Genomic DNA, 18,443 nt, shown 5'->3' on the forward strand with positions numbered 1-18,443 from the left:
GCGGTCAGTCGACGCTCGCGGTCGCGCGCGCCGGCGCGGCATTCGGTGCGTTCGACGCGGCGGCGGCGCGCTGCGCGGCGGCGGCGCGCGGGTCGAGCGCATCCATCAGCTGGATCGCCTCGTGTTCCATGTCCACGATGTACGCGGCGATCTTGCCGCGGAAATAGCGGTGGAACGCGAGCGCGGGGATCGCGACGATCATGCCGGCCGCGGTGCACACGAGCGCCTTGCCGATGCCCCCCGCGAGCTGGTTCACGTCGCCGATGCCGTGGTCGAGGATGCCGAGGAACATCTGGATCATGCCGACCACGGTGCCGAACAGGCCGAGCAGCGGGCCGGCGGCGGCGATCGTGCCGAGCGTGTTGAGGAAGCGCTCCATGCGATGCACGAGGTGGCGGCCGACATCTTCGGTGCGTTCGCGGATTTCCTCGCGGGTGCGGTGGCGCACGTCGAGGACGGCGGCGAGCAGCGCACCGAGCGGCGAGTTGCGACGGAGCGAATCGATGTGGCCGGCTTCCATCCGGCCGCGGGCGGCCCAGGCCCGCACTTCCTCGCCGAGGCCCGGCGGGAGGACGGCCTTGCGCCGCAGGCTCCAGAAGCGTTCGACGATGATGGCCAGGGCGATCACCGACAACAGCAGCAGCGGGATCATCGGCCAACCGCCAGCGCGCACGAGTTCCAGCACGTCTCACTCCTCCGGGCCCGGCCCGTCATTCGGCCGATAGCATAGCCCAGCATTCCGGGCCGACCGGGGCACCGCGTCCCAAAGCCGCGCGTGGGTTGCGCGGCGCGAGGCCACGTTCACGCCCCGCGGGCCGGCGTCGATGCGCAGGGCGCCGCCGTCGGCGGTGCCCAGGACCCGGGCGCCGGACCGGCACCAGCGCGCGACGACTTCCTCGCGCGGATGGCCGAAACGGTTGCCCGCGCCGGTGGCGACCAACGCGAAGCGGGCGCCGGTCGCGGCGATGAACGCGGGATCGGACGAGCCCTCGCTGCCGTGGTGCGGGATCAGCACCACGTCGGCGCGCAGGTCTGCGCGTGCGTTCGTGCGCACCAGCGTGCGTTCGACCACCTCGCCGATGTCGCCGGTGAGCAACGCGGCGCCATGCGCGCCTTCGATGCGCAGCACGCAGCCTGCGTCGTTGCCGAGGTACGGGAAATGCGGGGTCGGGTGCAGGTAACGGAAGCGGACGCCGTCGCGCGTCCATTCGCGGCCGGCGAGGCAATGCGACGTCGATCCTGTCGGGCTGCCTTCGGGCGCATGGACCTCGCGGACCGGCACCGCGTCGCGCACCGATGGCCACCCTCCCGCGTGGTCGCTGTCGCCGTGGCTCACGATCGCGACATCGAGCGCGCGCACGCCGAGCGCACGCAACGCGGGAACGACGGCGCGCTCGCCCGCGTCGTATCCGTCGTGCGAGGCCGGGCCCATGTCGAACAACACCGCGTGCGACGTCGTGCGCACCAGGACCGACAGCCCCTGCCCGACGTCGAGCATGTCCATGCGGAACGCGCCGTGCGGCGGGAGGTCGCGCGACGGCCACAACAACGGCAGCCACAACAGGGCCGCGATCGGTTTGCCGGGCACGCCGCGCGGAAGCAACCACCAGAACGCAGCGAATGCCGCCATCGGCAAGGCGAACCAGCGGGCTTCGGGCAACCATGCGAATGCGAAGCGACTTTCGCCCAGCGCGACGAACGCGGGCCACGTGGCGTCGAATGCCGCGGCCGCGATGCGCCACGCCCAATCGCCCGCGCCCGCATGGAGCGCGTCGAGCCCCGTCCCGAGCAGCGCGAGCGGAACCACGACGAGACTCCACCACGGGATCGCGACGAGATTCGCGAGCGGGCCGGCGAGCGATGCCTGGCCGAACAACGCGACGGTCAACGGCAGCAAGCCGATCGTCGCGACCGCCTGCGCCGCCGCGAAGGTGCGCACGATGCCGCCGTCGACGCGCGGCAGGCACCACAACAGCCAAGCCACGCCGCACACGCTGAGCCAGAAGCCCGCGCCGAGGAGCGACAACGGATCGACGACCACCATCGCGATCACCGCGACGGCGAGCGCATCGAACGACGCATGCGCGCGGCGCGCACAACGGACCGCGGCGACGGCGGCGATCATCAGCGTCGTGCGCACCGTCGGGAGCGCGAAGCCGGCGACTGCGGTGTAGAGCGCGGCGCCGAGGACGGCAACGATGGCCATGGCGATCGGACGCGGCAGATGGCGGGGGATCGCGGGGACGACGCGCCATGCGAACGATGCGAGCAGCGCGAAGAAGCCCGCGACGAGCCCGACGTGGAAGCCCGAGATCGCGATGAGATGCGTCAGTCCGGTCGCGCGGAGCGTTGCCCAGTCCGCATCGTCGAGGCCGCGTGTGTCGCCGAGTGCGAGGGCGCGGACGAAGCGCGCGGCGGGGTCGGCGACGGCCACGTCGATTCGCTCCGCCATGTTCGCGCGCCATGCCTGCAGGCCGTGCGGCGGTGTGAGCGCATGCGCGGCCGACGGATTGCGCACGTAGCCCGTCGCGGCGAGCCGGTGCGCGAATGCGTGTCGCTCGGCGTCGAACCAGCCCGGATTGCGGAGGCCACGCGGCGCGCGCAGGCGGACGTCGAACTCCCATCGCGTCCCGGCATGCACGCGCGGAAGCGCGGGCGCGTCGTCGACCCGTCCGCCATACCAGGACAGGCGCAGCAGCCGGCCGCGCAGGTCGGCGTGTTGCGTCGCGTCGTCGTCGACGCGCAGGTGGAAGCGCGTGCGGCGCCCCTCTTCCACCGGCAAGTCGACGATGCGGCCACGGACGCGCATGTCCTCGCGTTCGAGCGTCGGCGGCAAGCGGAGCCCCATCGACGAGGATGCGTGCGCGGCGGCGAGCGCGAAGCCCAGCAACGCGATCGCGAGTGCCGTCGCGAGGCGGGCACGATGCTGCACCAGCGCCACCGCGCCACACCGATCCAGAGCGTCATGCCCGCCGCCGCGATGGCGACGGAGAGAGCGGACGGCAACGACCACGGGGCCAGCAACGCGACAACGGTGCCCAAAACGAGCGCCCTCGCACCGGGCACCAGGCCGATCCTCGCTGATCCTGCCTCGTCGCGGCGTCCCTGCCGCACCGGCATTACTCGTTGTGCTCGCCACGTTGGCCGACCGGCGCTGCAGCGGCTTGTCGCTCGTGCACGGGCGAGATCGCATGCGGGATGACATGGATGCTGGGTTGCATCGACTTGCCCGTGTCGAACGCGGCGAGCAGGTTGTCGACGGAGCTTGCCATGCTCTGGTGCAATGCCACGGCCGTCGTGATCCCGGTAGAAACGATCGCGACGAGAATCGTGACGAACATGACCATCGCGAGGCGCATGCTCTCGCGAAGCTCCTTGCGAAACTCCAGCACGCTCGAGCGGATTTCGTTGCGAAACTCACGGAAGTCCTGCCGCATCGACTGCAATCCCGACTCGATTTCCTTCATTCGCCCATCGATCCGCGCTTCCAGCGCTCCGATCTTCGCGTCGTGCTCTTCGCGTGGAATGCTCATCGCGCGTCTCCTTCGTTCGATGGAGACAGCATGGAACGGGCAAGAAGTTCTCGACAGACTGCAGCGTCGCGAGCTTCCGGGGGTCGCATCGCACGTCACGAACGAAGCTTGCCTAGCCGGAAACGAGAGCCTTCCCCTCGTCAGCAATCCCCTACACAAGCACGCGGCGAAATCCGACAGATGCGATCGGCGCGTTGCTGCATGCTTTTGCCGCACACTCCTTCATGGACGCAATCGTGATGTCGAACGCATCGCCCACGTTGCAGCTGACCTGGCGCCCTTCGCGATACGTCGTCGCCGCGTTGGCGCTCCTGGGATGCGCGGGTGCGTTCGCGTCGTTCGCTTCCGACCTGCCGCCGACCATCGGCCTGCCCCTGGCGATCGCCAGCGTCGGCTGGGGTCTCGCCTCCTCCTTCCGGGAACATCGACGCCCGCCGAGGGTCTTCGAGCGCTCGGCCGACGGAACCATGACCCTGGACACCATGCAGATCCAAAGCGCCCACCTGCTCTGGCGCGGTTCGCTGGCGTACCTGTCGGTGCGCGACGCAGGTGGCCGCACGCATTGGCTGTCCTTCTGGCCCGACACCCTCGGTCCGCGCGCCCGCCGGGCCCTGCGCCTCGCGCTCGATGTCCCGGAGCCAACTCGCCGGCGCGCCGCCTCTCGCCGTTCACGGCACGAGATGCGACGATAGGCCGCTTATGTTCAAACCCATCCCCGTCGCCATCGGCCTGCGCTACCTGCGCGCCAAGCGCCGCAACGGCTTCATCTCCTTCATTTCGCTCGCGTCGATCCTCGGGATCGCGCTCGGCGTGACGGCCCTCATCACGACCCTCGCGGTCATGAGCGGGTTCCAGCGCGAGATCCGCGACCGCATGTTGCAGATGGCCGCGCACGCCACCGTGAGCGGCTACGGCGAGCCGCTCGTGGACTGGCAGCACGCGGTGGACCTGGCCAATCGCGACCCGCGCATCGCCGGCGCCGCCCCCTTCATCGAGACGCAGGGCCTGCTGCGCAGCGCGCGCAACCAACCGGCGATCGTGCGCGGCATCGTGCCGGAACAGGAAGGCAAGGTGTCGGTGCTGGGCGAGAAGATGGTGTCCGGCCGCCTCGATGCGCTCACGCCGGGCAGCTTCAACATCGTGCTCGGCCGCGAGCTGGCGATGTGGCTCGGCGTCAACGTCGGCGACAGCGTCGTGCTCACGACCGACCTGCAGGCGACGCCGATGGGCGCGATGCCGCAGTTCAAGCGCTTCCGCGTCAGCGGCCTGTTCGAGGCCGGCTACAACGAATTCGACAAGGGCCTGGCCGTCGTCAACATGCAGGACGCGCAGCGCCTGATGCGCATGGGGAACGGCGTCACCGGCGTGCGCCTGCGCCTGCACGACATGGACCAGGCCTTCGACGTCGCGCGCGACCTCGCCCTCAAGCTGCCCGGCCCGTACAGCGTGAGCGACTGGACGCGCGAGAACGCGAACATGTTCCGCGCGCTGAAGATGGAAAAGACGGTGATGGCGATCCTGCTCTCGCTGCTGATCGCGATGGGCGCGTTCAACCTCGTGTCCTCGCAGGTGATGCTGGTGACCGACAAGCAGGCCGACATCGCGATCCTGCGCACGCTCGGCCTCACGCCGCGCGGCGTGATGCAGGTGTTCATGGTGCAGGGCAGCCTGATCGGCATCATCGGCACCGTGCTCGGCGTGGTTGGCGGCATCGCGTTGACGCTCAACCTCGACCACATCCTGCACGGCATCGAGCGCGTGCTCGGCGTGCAGCTTTTGCCGGAGGACGTCTACTACATCACCGGCCTGCCGACCGAATTGAACGCCGACGACGTCACGATCATCGCGCTCGTCGCCCTCGGCATGGCGTTCCTGGCGACCCTGTATCCCGCGTGGCGCGCCGCGCGCACGGCCCCGGCGGAGGCGCTGCGTTATGAATGAAGTCCTGCGCGCCGATGGCCTCGCCAAGACCTACGCGGAAGGATCGCTGCGCACGCACGTCTTCCACGACCTGCACCTGTCGGTGGCCGAAGGCGAGACCGTCGCGATCCTCGGCGCCTCGGGCGCCGGCAAGAGCACCCTGCTCCACCTGCTCGGCGGCCTCGACGTGCCGACCGCGGGCGAAGTGTGGGTCGCGGGCAAGCAGATGAGCACGCTGTCCGACGCCGAGCGCGGTCGCCTGCGCAATGGTGCACTCGGCTTCGTCTACCAGTTCCACCACCTGCTGCCCGAGTTCACCGCACTCGAGAACGTCATGCTGCCGGTGCTGCTCAACGGCACGCACATCCCCGATGCCCGGAAGCGCGCGAAGGACCTGCTCGAATCCGTCGGCCTCGGCCATCGCCTCGAACACAAGCCCGGCGAACTCTCCGGCGGCGAACGCCAGCGCGCGGCCGTCGCGCGCGCGCTCGTGAACAAGCCCGCCTGCGTCCTCGGCGACGAGCCCACCGGCAACCTGGACGAGAAGACCGCCGCGCACGTCTTCGCGCAGATGCTCGACCTCAACCACGCCCAGCGCACGAGCCTGGTGCTGGTGACGCACGACCGCAAACTCGCACGCAAGTTGGATCGCGTGCTCGAACTGCATGAAGGCAAGTTGCGGGAAGTGGCGCCGAGCGAGGTCTGACGCAGGACACGCCACCCAGTTCGAAGCACTTGTTCATCGTGCCAGGGCCGCTTGCATCCTTCAGGGCATCACGCGGAACGCCACCGCGGACCACGCGCCGGTTTCCGCCAGCGCCGTGAGGGTATGCGCGCCCTCTTCCGAGAAGTCGAACGCGAACGACGCCCCGCCGTTCGATTCGCCGATCATGCGCCCGTCGATCAGCCAGCGGATGCGCGCCTCGCTCCCAAGCGCACGCACGGAGAGTTTCAGTGGCGTCGTGCGGTTGGACGGACGCGCGAGCGTCGCGCGATCGACGAGGCCATCGATGCGCAACGCCTCGGTGGCATCGCGATTGTCCGGTGCACAATCGGCCGCGCGCGGCGGCAACGTCGCGGCGGTGCGCGCATCAGTCGACAGCCACGGCGATGCGAGCGCCGGCCACCGCGCCAACGAAGTCGCACGGCGCGCATGCGTCGCGCTGCAATCGGCCGTGAGGCGCCTCCCCGTGCGTGCATCGACGTCGTAGGACTCGACACCCGCATTCCACAACCGCGCATCGCGCTCTGCGAACGTCGGCGGCAGGTTCCCATCGAGCGTCCACGCCTCGCGCCGCTTGTGGCACAACTGCGGTTGCGCGGGATCCGGCGGCAAGCCCAGCGGCCAGCACACTTCGATCTGTTCGACGTTCGCCGGCGGCGGGCGCGGCGCGGCATCCGCAGGCGACGTCGGCAAGCTGTCGATCGTCTCGAACAGCAACGGCAGCGCGGTCATCGCGCCGTACTGCCCGGGCAGCGGCGTGCCGTCGGGCCGGCCGACCCACACGCCGACGGTGTAGCGTCGCGTGCTGCCCAGCGCCCACGCATCGCGATAGCCGTAGCTCGTGCCCGTCTTCCAGGCCACACGCATGCGCGAGCGCAGGTCGAAGGTGTCGGCGACGGTGCCGGGGCGCGGTGCGGATTCGAGGATGTCGCGCACGATCCACGCGGCGCCGGGCGACAGCAGGCGGCGTTCGATGCGCGGTGCGTCGGCGCGATAGCGCACGCGTCCGGCGATGCCGTCGCGATTGAGCGCCGAGTACGCGCCGACGAGATCTTCCAGCCGCGCCCCCGTGCCACCGAGGATCATCGCAAGGTTGGGCGCGCCGCCGCTCGGCCACTTCAGGTCGATGCCCGCGTTCGCGAGTTTCGCGGCGAAGCGCGTCGGCCCCACGCGATCGAGCAGGTCGACGGCGGGGACGTTCAACGACAGGCGCAACGCTTCCGACGCCGCGACGGGCCCGTTGAACGCCATGTCGAAGTTGCCCGGCCGGTAGTCGCCGAACGATTGCGGCGCGTCGACGAGCAGGCTTTCCGAATGAATCAGCCCATCGTCGAGCGCGAGGCCGTAAAGGAACGGCTTGAGCGTCGAGCCGGGCGAACGCCAGGCTTTCACCATGTCGACGTGGCCGAGGCGTTTGGCGTCGGCGAACGCGACGGAGCCGACGTACGCGCGCGCTTCGAGCGTCGCGTTGTCGATCACCAGCAGCGCGGCGGACGTGCGCGGCGGCAAGTCGGAGAAGTAGGCCGAGACGCGATCTTCGAGCGTGCGTTGCAGGTCGGCGTCGATCGTCGAGCGGATCGTCGACTGCCGCGGCGACGCGCTGCGCAACCGCTGTGCCAGCAACGCCGCATGACGCGGCGGCTCGAGCGCACGCGCGACGACAGGCTCGACCCGCGCCTCGTCCACATCCTCCGCCGACCACACGCCCACCGATCCCATCCGCGCGAGCACCTTGTCGCGCGCCTTGCGCGCACGCTCGGGTTCGCGATCCGGCCGCAGGCGACTCGGCGATTGCGGCAGCACGACGAGCAACGCCGCTTCGGCGTGCGACAAGCGCGCGGCAGGCTTGCCGAGATACGCCCAGCTCGCCGCTTCCACGCCCTGGATCGTCCCGCCGAACGGCGCGCGGTCGAGATACAGCGCGAGGATCTCGCGCTTCGACAGATGCACTTCGAGTTGCAGCGCGCGGAACATCTGCCGCAGCTTGTCGAACATCCCGCGCTTGCCGCGCGACGAGGGTTCGAGGATGCGCGCGACCTGCATCGTCAGCGTAGAACCGCCCGACACGACGCGTCCGTGCCGCACCCACTGCCCCGCCGCGCGGGCGAGCGCGACGGGATTGATGCCGGGATGGCGCCAGAACCAGCGATCTTCGTAGGCGATCAACGCTTCGAGATACAGCGGCGACACCGCTTCCGGCGCGACCGGCGAACGCCACACGCCTTCGCGATCGGCGAACGCGCGCAGCGGCGTTCCGTCGCGCGCGAGCACCACGCCGCCCTCCCCGCGCGTCGCGGGCAAGGGCAGCGGGAATGCGAGATCCAGCAGCATCGCGCCGACGGAAAGCACGAGCGCCGACAACAGCGCGAGTGCCTTCCATCGACGACGCACGACCGGGACCACGACCGCGAACACGCCCGCAAACACGTTCAACCTCCCGGTTGCTTCACCGTGATCGTCGCCGGCGCCGCGCGACCCGTGCCGCGCAGTTCCGGCCGATACATGTCTTCCACCAGCGACGGCGGCACCGCGTACGTCCCCGGCGTCACCGCGCGCACGAGGTAGAACAGGCGCGCGGTGTCGCCCGTCTCGAGCTTGAGCGCGGCGACGTAGCGATCGTCGCGGAACTCTTCGTGGCGCACTTCCGAGGCGCGGTCGCGGTTGGCGATCTCGATGCCGTCGATCACCACGCCCGCCCACTGCTTCGCATCGCCAAGGTTGAAGTTCTCGATCTCCAGGCCCGCGGGCAACAGGTCGGTGACCAGCGCATCGGGCATCGACTGCGAAGCCTTCACCGACAGTGCGACGATCAGCGTGTCGCCCTCTTCCAGCGTGCCGCCGGTCCATGGCTTGCCGTCCGGCAGGTACCAGGCGCGGCGGATGTCGGCGACGCTGGCGTCGGGTTCGGGCGCGTTGCGCGGGATGCCGGCGACTTCGAAGCTCACGTAGAGTGCTTGCTTGGAGCCGGGAGGCTTCGATGTCGGTTCAAAGCGCAGCGACCCCAACGCGTCGCTCTCGACCACGCGCGCAGTCAGCGGCACCTTCGCGACATCGGTCGCTTCACCGCCCGACACCCAGCGCCCGTCGACGACCTTGTCCTTGTCGGCCAGCAACGCCTTGCCCAACCGCGCGAGCGCGATCTGTTCCTGCGTGCTCAGCCAGAACCAGCGTTCCTTGCGGCGTTCGTCGAGCTCGCGACCGAGGCGGATGCTGCGCGCATCGTGCTCGGGCTTCGCGAGTTTGCGCTCGTGCACCAGTGCGATCATCAGCGCGTCGTCACGGATGCGCGTGCCGTAGTCGCCGAGCCAGGCCGGGCGATTCTGTTCCTCGTGCGCGAAGCCTTCGGCGATCGCCTTCGCGCCGCGGCGGCGATCGCCTTGCAGCGTCAGCGCGAGGCCGAGTCGCACCAGCGGCAAGCCGGTGAGGCTGACGCCGCGTTCGTTGTCGTACAACGCGCGCAGCGTGCCGAGCGGCGCGCGATTGACGCGCGCGAGCACGTAGCCCGCGTGGGCCTGGTAGGCCAGGCGCAGGTGCATGCGCTCGTTGCGACCGTAGAACTGCTGGCCACCCGAGAGCAGGTCTTCGTTGAGCGCCTTCAACGCATTCTGCAGCATCGCATCGGGGACGGCGAAACCAGCGTCGCGCGCATCGAGCAGGAACTCGACGACATACGGCGTGAGCGTCGGATCGACGTAGTCGTCACTGCCCCACATCGAGAAGTGCCCCGACGGCAACTGCATCGACGCCAGGCGCGCGAGCGAGGTGTCGATGCGCGTGCGCCGCTCCTTGTCGCCGAGCGGCTGGACGCCGAGCAACCGCGCGGTGTCGTCGTCTAGCACGAGCGTGGCGTACGCCTTGCTCGTCGTCTGTTCGACGCAGCCGTACGGATACTTCAGCACGTCTTCCAGCGCGGCCGCGAACGGGATCGGCGGCAGCGCGCCGACGACCATGCGCGCGCGCACCGACGACGGCACGAGGCCTTCGGCGAGCGCGGCGTCCAGTGCGATCGGCGATGCATCGTTGCGCACGACGCTCTTCGTGCGCATCACCTGCGGCCAGGCCGGACGCACCGGCAGGTCGTACCTGCGGTCGACGTCGTACGCGTTGCCCTTCACGCGCACGCGCACCTGCGCGACGCCGAAGCCCGTCTTCGCCTGCACCGGGAAGGTGAAGGTCTGCTTCGCGTCGGGTGCGAGCGTCGCGCGTTTCGCGCCGCCGGCGATGGACACCGGTCCGATGCCGTCGACCTTGATGTCGAACGTGCCCGCCTTGCCGGTGAAGTTCTGCACGTCGAGCGTCACGCTGCTGCGGTCGCCGGGCGCGAGCACGCGCGGCAGGCTCGCTTCGGCGAGCACGGGCGCGCGCACGAGCGTTTCGGTCGCCTTGCTGCCATAACTTCCGGCGGACCACACGAGCGCGGACACGCGCAGCGTGCCGTTGAAGTCGGGCACCGCGAGCGGCACGCGCGCGACGCCCTTCGCATCGAGCTTCACCGGTCCGCTGAACAGATCGACCGTCTGCACGCGCGACGTCGGACGCCGCGCCTGCGGCAGCGCGAGCGGCGCTATGTCGCCGCCGAAGCGGATGCGCGCGGTGCCGCCGTCGAAGCTTTCGATCACGCGGCCATACACGTCGTACGCATCCACGCCGAGCCGTCGCTGCGCGAAGAAATGCGCCGACGCATCGGGCACGGGGAAGCGCGTGATGTTGAGGATGCCGATGTCGACCGCGGAGATCGCGACGTGCGCGGTCTTCCCGGCGAGCGCCGGCGCACTGACGACCACGGCCATCGACTGCTGCGGCCGCATCGACTTCGGCGCGGCGATGCCGACCGCGACCGTGCGATCGCGACGATCCATCGCGACATGCGCGATGCCGACCGCGCGCGCCGGCGTCACCTTGCTCTGCGCACTGCCGCCGCGGAAGACGAGCGCGGTGACGTACACGTCGTGCCGTTCCCACTCCTTCGTCACCGGGATCTCGAACGTCGCGCCGGGTTTCGCCTCGATGTCCTGCACGTAGAGCATCTTGTCGCTCTCGACCATCAGCAGGCCTTCGCCTTCGTGCGGCGGAGTGACCGTCACCTTCAACGTGTCGCCGGCGCGGTAGTGCGTCTTGTCGAGCGCGAGCTTGACCTTGTCGGGGCGCGCGTCGAGGCCGCGGTTCTCGTCGCCCCAACTCCAGCCGGCCTTGAACGGATAGCGCGTGGTGAGTTTCGTCGTCGGGTCGAAGACTTCCAGGCGATATTCGCCCCACTCCACCGGGAACGACACCCGCACGGCGTCCGTCGCGAGGTCGACATTGCGCGTCTCGACCTGCTTCCAGCGACTGGTGTGCTGGTAATCCCAACCGCCGTCGTCGCCCCACGACCAGTGATAGTCGCGCTCTTCGCGCATGAGCGTGACGCGCGCGCCCTGCACCGCGCGCATCGCGCCGTCGGCGGAGAAGCGCGCCAGTTCGAAGCCCGCGTTCGATTCGCTGTCGGGACCCTCCTTGTCGTCGAACATCGGGCGCACGCCGACCAGCGTTTCCGCCGGCCACACCACGCGCTTGAGCGTGCGGTTGACGCTGCGGCCGCCGCTCTCGAACACGCTGCCGGTGACGATCGCCGCGATCGGCGACACGGGTTTGGCTTCGGCGGGTAGCGCGATCGACTGCGTCAACGTGCCATCCGCGCCGAGCGTCGCATCGACGACGTCCTTCGCTTCCTTCGGCAACTCGAGCGTGGGATCGCCGAAGAACCAGCCTTTGAGCGATTCGATGGGATGTTGCTCGACCGCGACGGCGAGCTTCGCGGTGAAGCGATTGCCCGCGGCCGGCGCGCCATAGAGGTAGGCACCGGTCGCCTTGAGTTGCAGCGGTTGGCGCGGCACGAGGCGCGCGGGCGCGTCGAGGTCGAGCTTCATGCGCTCGGGCAGGAATTCCTCGATGCGCAGCGCCATGCCCTGCACTGCGTCCTTGCTGGCAGGATCGGTGCGGAATTCGACGCGCCAGCGGCCCGTCGGCGCATCGAACGGGATTGCCTGCGCGTGCCGCACGTAACCCTGCGCATCGGGTTGCAGGCGGGTTTCCAGCAGCGGTTTGCCGTCGGGTTGCACGTAGCGCAGGAACACCGGCTGCAGCTTCTTGCCCTTCGTCGCGATCGGCTGGCCGTCCTGGTCGCGCAGCAGCGCGGACACGCGCACCGTTTCGCCGGGGCGATACAGGTCGCGGCCGGACCATGCGAAGACATCGAACCACGCCTGTTCGCGACCGGCGACGGCGAACTCGGAGAGATCGAGCGCCGGCTGGTTGAACGGCAGCAGCGACACGTCGTCGCCGTGCGTGGCGACCAGCACCTGCGTCGCGTCGAGCTTGTACGGCAGCAACGCGTTGCCATAGCGATCGGTGCTCGCCTTGAGGATCGCGTTGCCCTGCGCGTCGAGCACCTTCAGTTCGACCGACGACACCGCCTTGCCGGTCTGCAAGGATGCCGCGTGCACGAACAGGCGCTCCTTGTAGGCGCGCGCATGCAGGCCGAGGTCGCTGACGGTGAAGAACGCCGTGTCGTACGTGTCGGTGAGCGTGCCGCTGCGCTTCATCACCGCGAAGTAGAGGCCGGGCTTCTGCAGCTCGGTGATTTCCTGCAGCGGCAGGTAGGTGAGCACGCGTTCGTTGGTGCGGCCGCCGAGGACGAAGCGGTTCATGTAGACGGGTTCGGCGAGCTTGGTCAGCGGCGTGCGCGAGCGTTCGGCGCCGCTGTCGTCGTCCCACGAGTACTCGCGTTCCATGTCCCACGTGCCGCGGCGTCCGCCGCGCTGGAACTGGCTGAAGAAGCGCGGCAGTGCGTCGTCGCGCACGCGCATGAATTCGACGTCGACTTCGGCGACGTTGATCGACACCACCGGCAAGCCGCGACTTTCGCGCGCCGGCAGCACGCTGCCCTGCGAGGCGAAGCCGACCACCGGTTCGAGCGGCCCGGTGTGGATGGTGCGGCGGATGTCGTCGGGCAACGTGCGGCCGTCGGCGGCGGTGAGTTTCGCGGGGATCACGACCGTGTAGTCGCGGTCCGCTTCGACGTGCGGGAAGCGCAGCACGCGGCCTTCGTCTTCGCCGCGATCGTCGAGCACCCAGCTGCCCTTCACGACCGCGCCGTTCTTGTCGGTCACCGACAACAGCTGGTCGAAGTCCTGGGTGCCGACCAGCGGCCGGGTGAATTCGAGGGCGATGGCGAGCGTGTCGCCCGCCTGGTCGGGATAGGCCGCAGCCAGTGCGAAGCCCGCGGGCTTCGCCTTGTCGGCGGCGATCTTCTCGCCGCTGACTTCGGGCAACTGCCCGCCGGCGTTCGGCTTGCAGCCCGACAGCCCAATCAATGACAGGGCGACCACCGTCGTCGCCACCCACATCCGCCACGCACCCCCGACTCCATTCGGACGCGCACACCGTTGCATTGTCGTACCCCTGGTTGTTGGTCCCGCACGAACAGCTTCCGTCACATCCTCGCCGATCCGTGCGCCGGATACGACAACGCCGCCCGGAGGCGGCGTCGTCGGGTGCTCGGGCGCACTCGCGCGATCACTCCGGAGAACGGGTCTCCGTGGTGTCGACGGACACGTCGTTTACGTCCGTTGCCGCGCCTTCAGATTCGCCGCCGCCCGCTTCCTCGTCGAACGACGCGTCGACGCGTTCGACCGCCTGCAGCGTCTCGTCTTCGGCCAGGCGCATCAGCGTCACGCCCTGGGTGTTGCGGCCGACCTGCGAGATCTCCGCCGCGCGCGTACGCACGAGCGTGCCGCCGTCGGAAATCAGCAGGACTTCGTGGTGGTCGCTGAGCTGGATCGCGCCGACGAGCTTGCCGTTGCGCGCGGTCGTCTGGATCGCGATGACGCCCTGCGTGCCGCGACCCTTGCGCGGGTATTCCTCGACCGGGGTGCGCTTGCCGTAGCCGCGTTCGCTGGCGGTGAGGATGTCGCCGTCGCCTTCGACCACGATCAGGCTGCGGACTTCCTCGCCTTCGGCCAGGCGCATGCCGCGCACGCCGGTGGCGGTGCGGCCCATCGCACGGACTTCGTTCTCGGCGAAGCGCACGGCCTTGCCGTTGGACGCGAACAGCATGACATCGCTGTCGCCGCAGGTGAGCGCGACGCCGATCAGGGCATCGCCGTCGTCGAGGTTGATCGCGATCTTGCCGCGCTGCAGGCGGAAGGCGAACTCGGTCAGCGCGGTCTTCTTCACCGTGCCGTGCTTCGTCGCGAACAGCACGTAGCGGTCATCGCGGTACTCGCGCACCGGCAGGACGGCCTGCACCTGCTCGCCCGGTTCCAGCGGGATCCAGTTGACGATCGGACGGCCGCGCGCATTCGGGCCGGCGTCGGGCAACTGGTGGACCGGCAGCCAGAACACGCGACCGGCGCTGGTGAAGGTCAGCAGCGTGTCGTGCGTGTTGACCAGCCACAGCTGATCGATGAAATCCTCGTCCTTGGTCGCCGCCGCGTTGCGGCCGCGTCCACCGCGGCGCTGCGCACGGTACGCGCTGGCCGGCTGGCGCTTGGCGTAGCCGGAATGCGACAGCGTGACCACGACGTCTTCCGGCGCGATGAGGTCGAGGATGTCGAGGTCTTCTTCGCTCGCGCGGATTTCCGAACGACGCGCGTCGCCGAATTCCGCCTTGAGGTTGTGCAGCTCGGTGCGGATGACGTCGAGCAGCACTTCCGGGTTTTCCAGGATGCGGATGAGGCCCTGGATGGTTTCGAGCAGCTGCTTGTATTCCTCGGTGAGCTTTTCCTGCTCCAGGCCGGTGAGGCGGTGCAGGCGCATTTCGAGGATCTGCTGGGCCTGGACTTCCGTCAGCTGGTAGCCGTCGTCGAGCAGGCCGACGCCGGCCGGCAGGTCGTCCGGACGCGAGGCATCGGCGCCCGCGGCGGCGAGCAGCGAACCGACCAGGCCCGGCTGCCAGCGACGCTCGAGCATGCGCTCGCGCGCTTCGTTCGGGTTCGCCGACGTCTTGATCAGCTCGATCATCTCGTCGATGTTGGCGAGCGCGACCGTCAAACCTTCCAGCACGTGCGCACGCGAGCGGGCCTTGCGCAGTTCGAAGATCGTGCGGCGCGTGACCACTTCGCGGCGGTGGCGCACGAACGCTTCGAGGATCTGCTTGAGGTTCAGCAGCTGCGGGCGACCGTCGACGAGCGCGACCATGTTGATCGCGAACACCGACTCCATCTGCGTCTGCGCGTACAGGTTGTTGAGCACGACTTCCGCCGACTCGCCGCGCTTGATCTCGATGTAGATCCGCATGCCGTCCTTGTCGGACTCATCGCGCAGCTCGCTGATGCCTTCGAGCTTCTTTTCCTTCACCAGCTCGGCGATCTTCTCGATCAGCCGCGCCTTGTTGACCTGGTACGGGATCTCCGAGACCGCGATGGCTTCGCGGCCGTTGTCCTCGTTGACTTCGATCTCGGCGCGCGCGCGCATGCGCACGCGGCCGCGACCGGTGCGGTAGGCGAGCTGGATGCCGGCGGTGCCGTTGATGATGCCCGCGGTCGGGAAGTCGGGGCCCGGGATGTATTGCATCAGGCCGTCGACGTCGATCAGCGGGTCGTCGATCAGCGCGATGGTCGCGTCGACGACTTCATTGAGGTTGTGCGGCGGGATGTTCGTCGCCATGCCGACCGCGATGCCCGCCGAACCGTTGACCAGCAGGTTCGGTACCCGCGTCGGCATGACGGTGGGTTCGAGTTCCTTCTCGTCGTAGTTGGGCTGGAAGTCGACGGTTTCCTTGTCGATGTCCGCCATCAGTTCGTGCGACAGGCGCGACATGCGCGCCTCGGTGTATCGCATCGCCGCCGGCGAGTCGCCGTCGATCGAACCGAAGTTGCCCTGCCCGTCGACCAGCATGTAACGCAGCGAGAACGGCTGCGCCATGCGCACCAGCGTGTCGTACACCGCCGTGTCGCCGTGCGGGTGGTACTTACCGATGACGTCGCCGACGATACGCGCCGACTTGTAGTACGGCTTGTTGGCGTGCGCGCCGAGCTCGTTCATCGCGAACAGCACGCGGCGGTGCACCGGCTTGAGGCCATCCCGGACGTCGGGGAGCGCGCGCCCCACGATCACGCTCATGGCGTAATCGAGGTAGCTGCGGCGCATCTCGTCTTCGAGGTTGACCGGGATGATTTCCTTGGCGAGTTCTGCCATTCGGTGGGCTTTTTCTAAGGAATGCGCAAGGCCGGAATTCTAGCACGGCGCGGCCTTGTGAACGCGCTGGATTCCCGGCGAGATTCAGGGACTTAGGTGTGAAGCAGGCGCGGGAAACGGGAAACGGGAAACGGGAGGGGGAAGTCCGCCGCGAGCGCAGTTTCGACAAGCCGAAGGCCGGTCTTCGGCGCATCGAAAGCCACCGCCCCGACGTGCGCTTCCCTCCCGTTTCCCGTTTCCCGTTTCCCGCTTTTCGGCGTTAGCCGAACGCGGCCCGCATCGTCGCCTCGTCAGGCCGGCGAATGACGCCCCGCTCGGTAACGATCGCATCGATCAACGCGTGCGGGGTCACGTCGAACACCGGGTTCCAGGCGCCGATGCCTTCGGCCACCGTGCGGCTGCCGCCGACGGCGTGGAGTTCGGCCGGATCGCGTTCCTCGATTTCGATCATCTCGCCGCTCGGCGTGGCCATGTCGACCGTCGAGGACGGCGCGACGACCATGAAGCCGACGCCGTGGTGGCGTGCGGCGATCGCGAGCTGGTAGGTGCCGATCTTGTTGGCGGTATCGCCGTTGGCGCAGATGCGGTCGGCGCCGACCACCACCCATTGCACCTTCCCCGACTTCATCAGGTGCGAGGCGGCGGAGTCGGCGATCAGGGTGGCGTCGATGCCGTCCTGTTGCAGTTCCCACACCGTGAGGCGCGCGCCTTGCAGCCACGGGCGGGTCTCGCCGGCGAACACCTGGTCGATGCGGCCCTGCGCGACGCCCGCGCGGATCACGCCGAGCGCGGTGCCGAAGCCCGCCGTCGCGAGCGACCCGGTGTTGCAATGGGTCAGCACGCCGCTGCCCGGTTCGATCAGCGATGCGCCGAGCGAGCCCATGCGGCGATTGGCCGCGAGGTCTTCGGTGTCGATCGCCTGCGCTTCGCGTTCGAGCGCGGCGCGCCAGTCGTGGCCGGCGCGCGCGAGCGCGGCGCGCATGCGCGCCAGTGCCCACGCAAGGTTGACCGCGGTCGGACGCGCGGCGTTGAGGCGTTGCAGCGCGGGTTCGAGTTTCGTCGCGGCGTCGATGGCGTCGTTCGCCTCGATCGCGCGTTCGGCGAGCACCACGCCCCACGCCGCGGCGATGCCGATCGCGGGCGCGCCGCGCACCGCGAGTGCGTGGATCGCGGCGGCGACTTCGTCGCTCGTGGTGCAGGTCAGGTAGTCGGTCTCGAACGGCAGCTTGCGCTGGTCGAGCAGTTCGAGCGCTTCGCCGGTCCAGCGGATCGGGCGAACGTGGTCGTAACGCGCGTAGTCGAAGTCATCCATTGAGGGAGTTTAATCCCCTGCCTCACCACACCGTGAACTCGGCGCGGCAGCCGCGGCTGACCCACACACCGCGCTGGTCCCAGCCCCAGCTGTGGCCTTGCACGCACGGCGACTTCGAAAGTTGCCTGGTCAGCTCCGCGCCCTTCCACACGCCGATTTCGCAACGACGTTCGCGGCCGCGGTCGGACTCGCATCGCACCTGTTGCGGGCCGAGCTCCGCCGAGACGCTCGGTGCGTGGCCCGCGCCGATCTGGAATTCCGCGCGACACCCCTGCGACACCCACACGCTCTTGCGGTCGTAACCCCACGTGCTGTGCTGGATGCACTGGCTCTTGGACAACTGGCGGATCAACTGCACGCCGCCCAGTGTTTCCGTCGCGCAATGGCGGCGACCGCCGCTGCCGGATTCGCACTTGATGTAACGCGGACCGGGCGGGCCGCCTTCGCCGAGCGCGAAGTCCGCGCGACATCCGGCCTTGACCCAGATCTCGCCTTCGCGCACGCCCCAGGTTTCGCCTTCGACGCACGGACTGCGCGACAACTGGCGCGTCAGTCGCGCACCGCCGCGTACGTCGGCCGGGCAAGAGCGCTGGCGACCCTTGTCGGATTCGCAACGCAGGTGCGTCTTGTCGTTGGCCGGTGCAGGTTCCGCGGCGCGCTGCTGCTCATCGGCCGCCGTGGCAGGCGCCACGGCGACGAAGCCGGCGAGCAGGACGCTGGTGGCGCTGGAACGCATCGACGACTTCCTCTGATTCCTGTGCGCACTGTCCCGGTCGCT

Annotated in this window: 11 protein-coding genes; 3 read left to right on the forward strand and 8 right to left on the reverse strand. The window is 69.1% G+C overall.

Annotation, left to right across the window (positions count from 1 at the left end; all coding sequences use genetic code 11):
* Positions 1 to 4: 4 nt before the first annotated feature.
* The 3 genes from LK996_RS01265 to LK996_RS01275 all read right to left on the reverse strand — a co-directional run bounded on the left by LK996_RS01265 (position 5) and on the right by LK996_RS01275 (position 3,533).
* A complete protein-coding gene (locus LK996_RS01265; RefSeq protein ID WP_230525366.1) occupies positions 5 to 685 on the reverse strand; it encodes a MotA/TolQ/ExbB proton channel family protein in 681 nt (226 codons plus the stop codon).
* Positions 686 to 688: 3 nt separating this feature from the next.
* The gene (locus LK996_RS01270) at positions 689 to 2,932 is read right to left on the reverse strand and encodes a DNA internalization-related competence protein ComEC/Rec2 (RefSeq protein ID WP_230525367.1); all 2,244 of its coding nucleotides are present in this window, start codon (positions 2,930 to 2,932) and stop codon (positions 689 to 691) included.
* 187 nt (positions 2,933 to 3,119) lie between these two features.
* Positions 3,120 to 3,533, reverse strand: a complete 414-nt coding sequence (locus LK996_RS01275) for a hypothetical protein (RefSeq protein WP_230525368.1) — start codon at positions 3,531 to 3,533, stop codon at positions 3,120 to 3,122.
* A 224-nt stretch (positions 3,534 to 3,757) separates the two neighbouring features.
* Between LK996_RS01275 and LK996_RS01280 the strand changes: the two genes are divergently transcribed.
* The 3 genes from LK996_RS01280 to lolD are packed head-to-tail and all read left to right on the forward strand — an operon-like array spanning position 3,758 to position 6,159.
* The gene (locus LK996_RS01280) at positions 3,758 to 4,225 is read left to right on the forward strand and encodes a protein YgfX (protein ID WP_230525369.1); all 468 of its coding nucleotides are present in this window, start codon (positions 3,758 to 3,760) and stop codon (positions 4,223 to 4,225) included.
* Between the two features lie 7 nt (positions 4,226 to 4,232).
* Positions 4,233 to 5,474, forward strand: a complete 1,242-nt coding sequence (locus LK996_RS01285; protein WP_230525370.1) for a lipoprotein-releasing ABC transporter permease subunit — start codon at positions 4,233 to 4,235, stop codon at positions 5,472 to 5,474.
* Positions 5,467 to 6,159, forward strand: a complete 693-nt coding sequence (lolD, locus tag LK996_RS01290) for a lipoprotein-releasing ABC transporter ATP-binding protein LolD (protein ID WP_230525371.1) — start codon at positions 5,467 to 5,469, stop codon at positions 6,157 to 6,159. The genes LK996_RS01285 and lolD overlap by 8 nt, the downstream gene beginning before the upstream one ends.
* Positions 6,160 to 6,219: 60 nt before the next feature.
* On the opposite strand, the gene pbpC is transcribed toward lolD, so the two are convergent.
* The 5 genes from pbpC to LK996_RS01315 form a co-directional block, all read right to left on the reverse strand.
* A complete protein-coding gene (gene pbpC, locus LK996_RS01295; RefSeq protein ID WP_255656191.1) occupies positions 6,220 to 8,610 on the reverse strand; it encodes a penicillin-binding protein 1C in 2,391 nt (796 codons plus the stop codon).
* Complete coding sequence (locus LK996_RS01300; protein ID WP_425493691.1) at positions 8,607 to 13,562, reverse strand: alpha-2-macroglobulin family protein; 4,956 nt, start codon at positions 13,560 to 13,562, stop codon at positions 8,607 to 8,609. The genes pbpC and LK996_RS01300 overlap by 4 nt, the downstream gene beginning before the upstream one ends.
* A 169-nt stretch (positions 13,563 to 13,731) precedes the next feature.
* Positions 13,732 to 16,353 (reverse strand): DNA gyrase subunit A, encoded by a 2,622-nt coding sequence (gyrA, locus tag LK996_RS01305; protein WP_230525373.1) that lies wholly within the window; start codon positions 16,351 to 16,353, stop codon positions 13,732 to 13,734.
* A gap of 259 nt (positions 16,354 to 16,612) precedes the next feature.
* Positions 16,613 to 17,665 (reverse strand): S-methyl-5-thioribose-1-phosphate isomerase, encoded by a 1,053-nt coding sequence (gene mtnA, locus LK996_RS01310; protein WP_230525374.1) that lies wholly within the window; start codon positions 17,663 to 17,665, stop codon positions 16,613 to 16,615.
* 22 nt (positions 17,666 to 17,687) lie between these two features.
* Positions 17,688 to 18,401 (reverse strand): DUF3011 domain-containing protein, encoded by a 714-nt coding sequence (locus LK996_RS01315; protein WP_230525375.1) that lies wholly within the window; start codon positions 18,399 to 18,401, stop codon positions 17,688 to 17,690.
* Positions 18,402 to 18,443 lie beyond the last annotated feature (42 nt).

Origin of the sequence: Noviluteimonas lactosilytica (assembly GCF_020866925.1) — a bacterium.
In the GTDB taxonomy this organism is placed as follows: domain Bacteria; phylum Pseudomonadota; class Gammaproteobacteria; order Xanthomonadales; family Xanthomonadaceae; genus Noviluteimonas; species Noviluteimonas lactosilytica.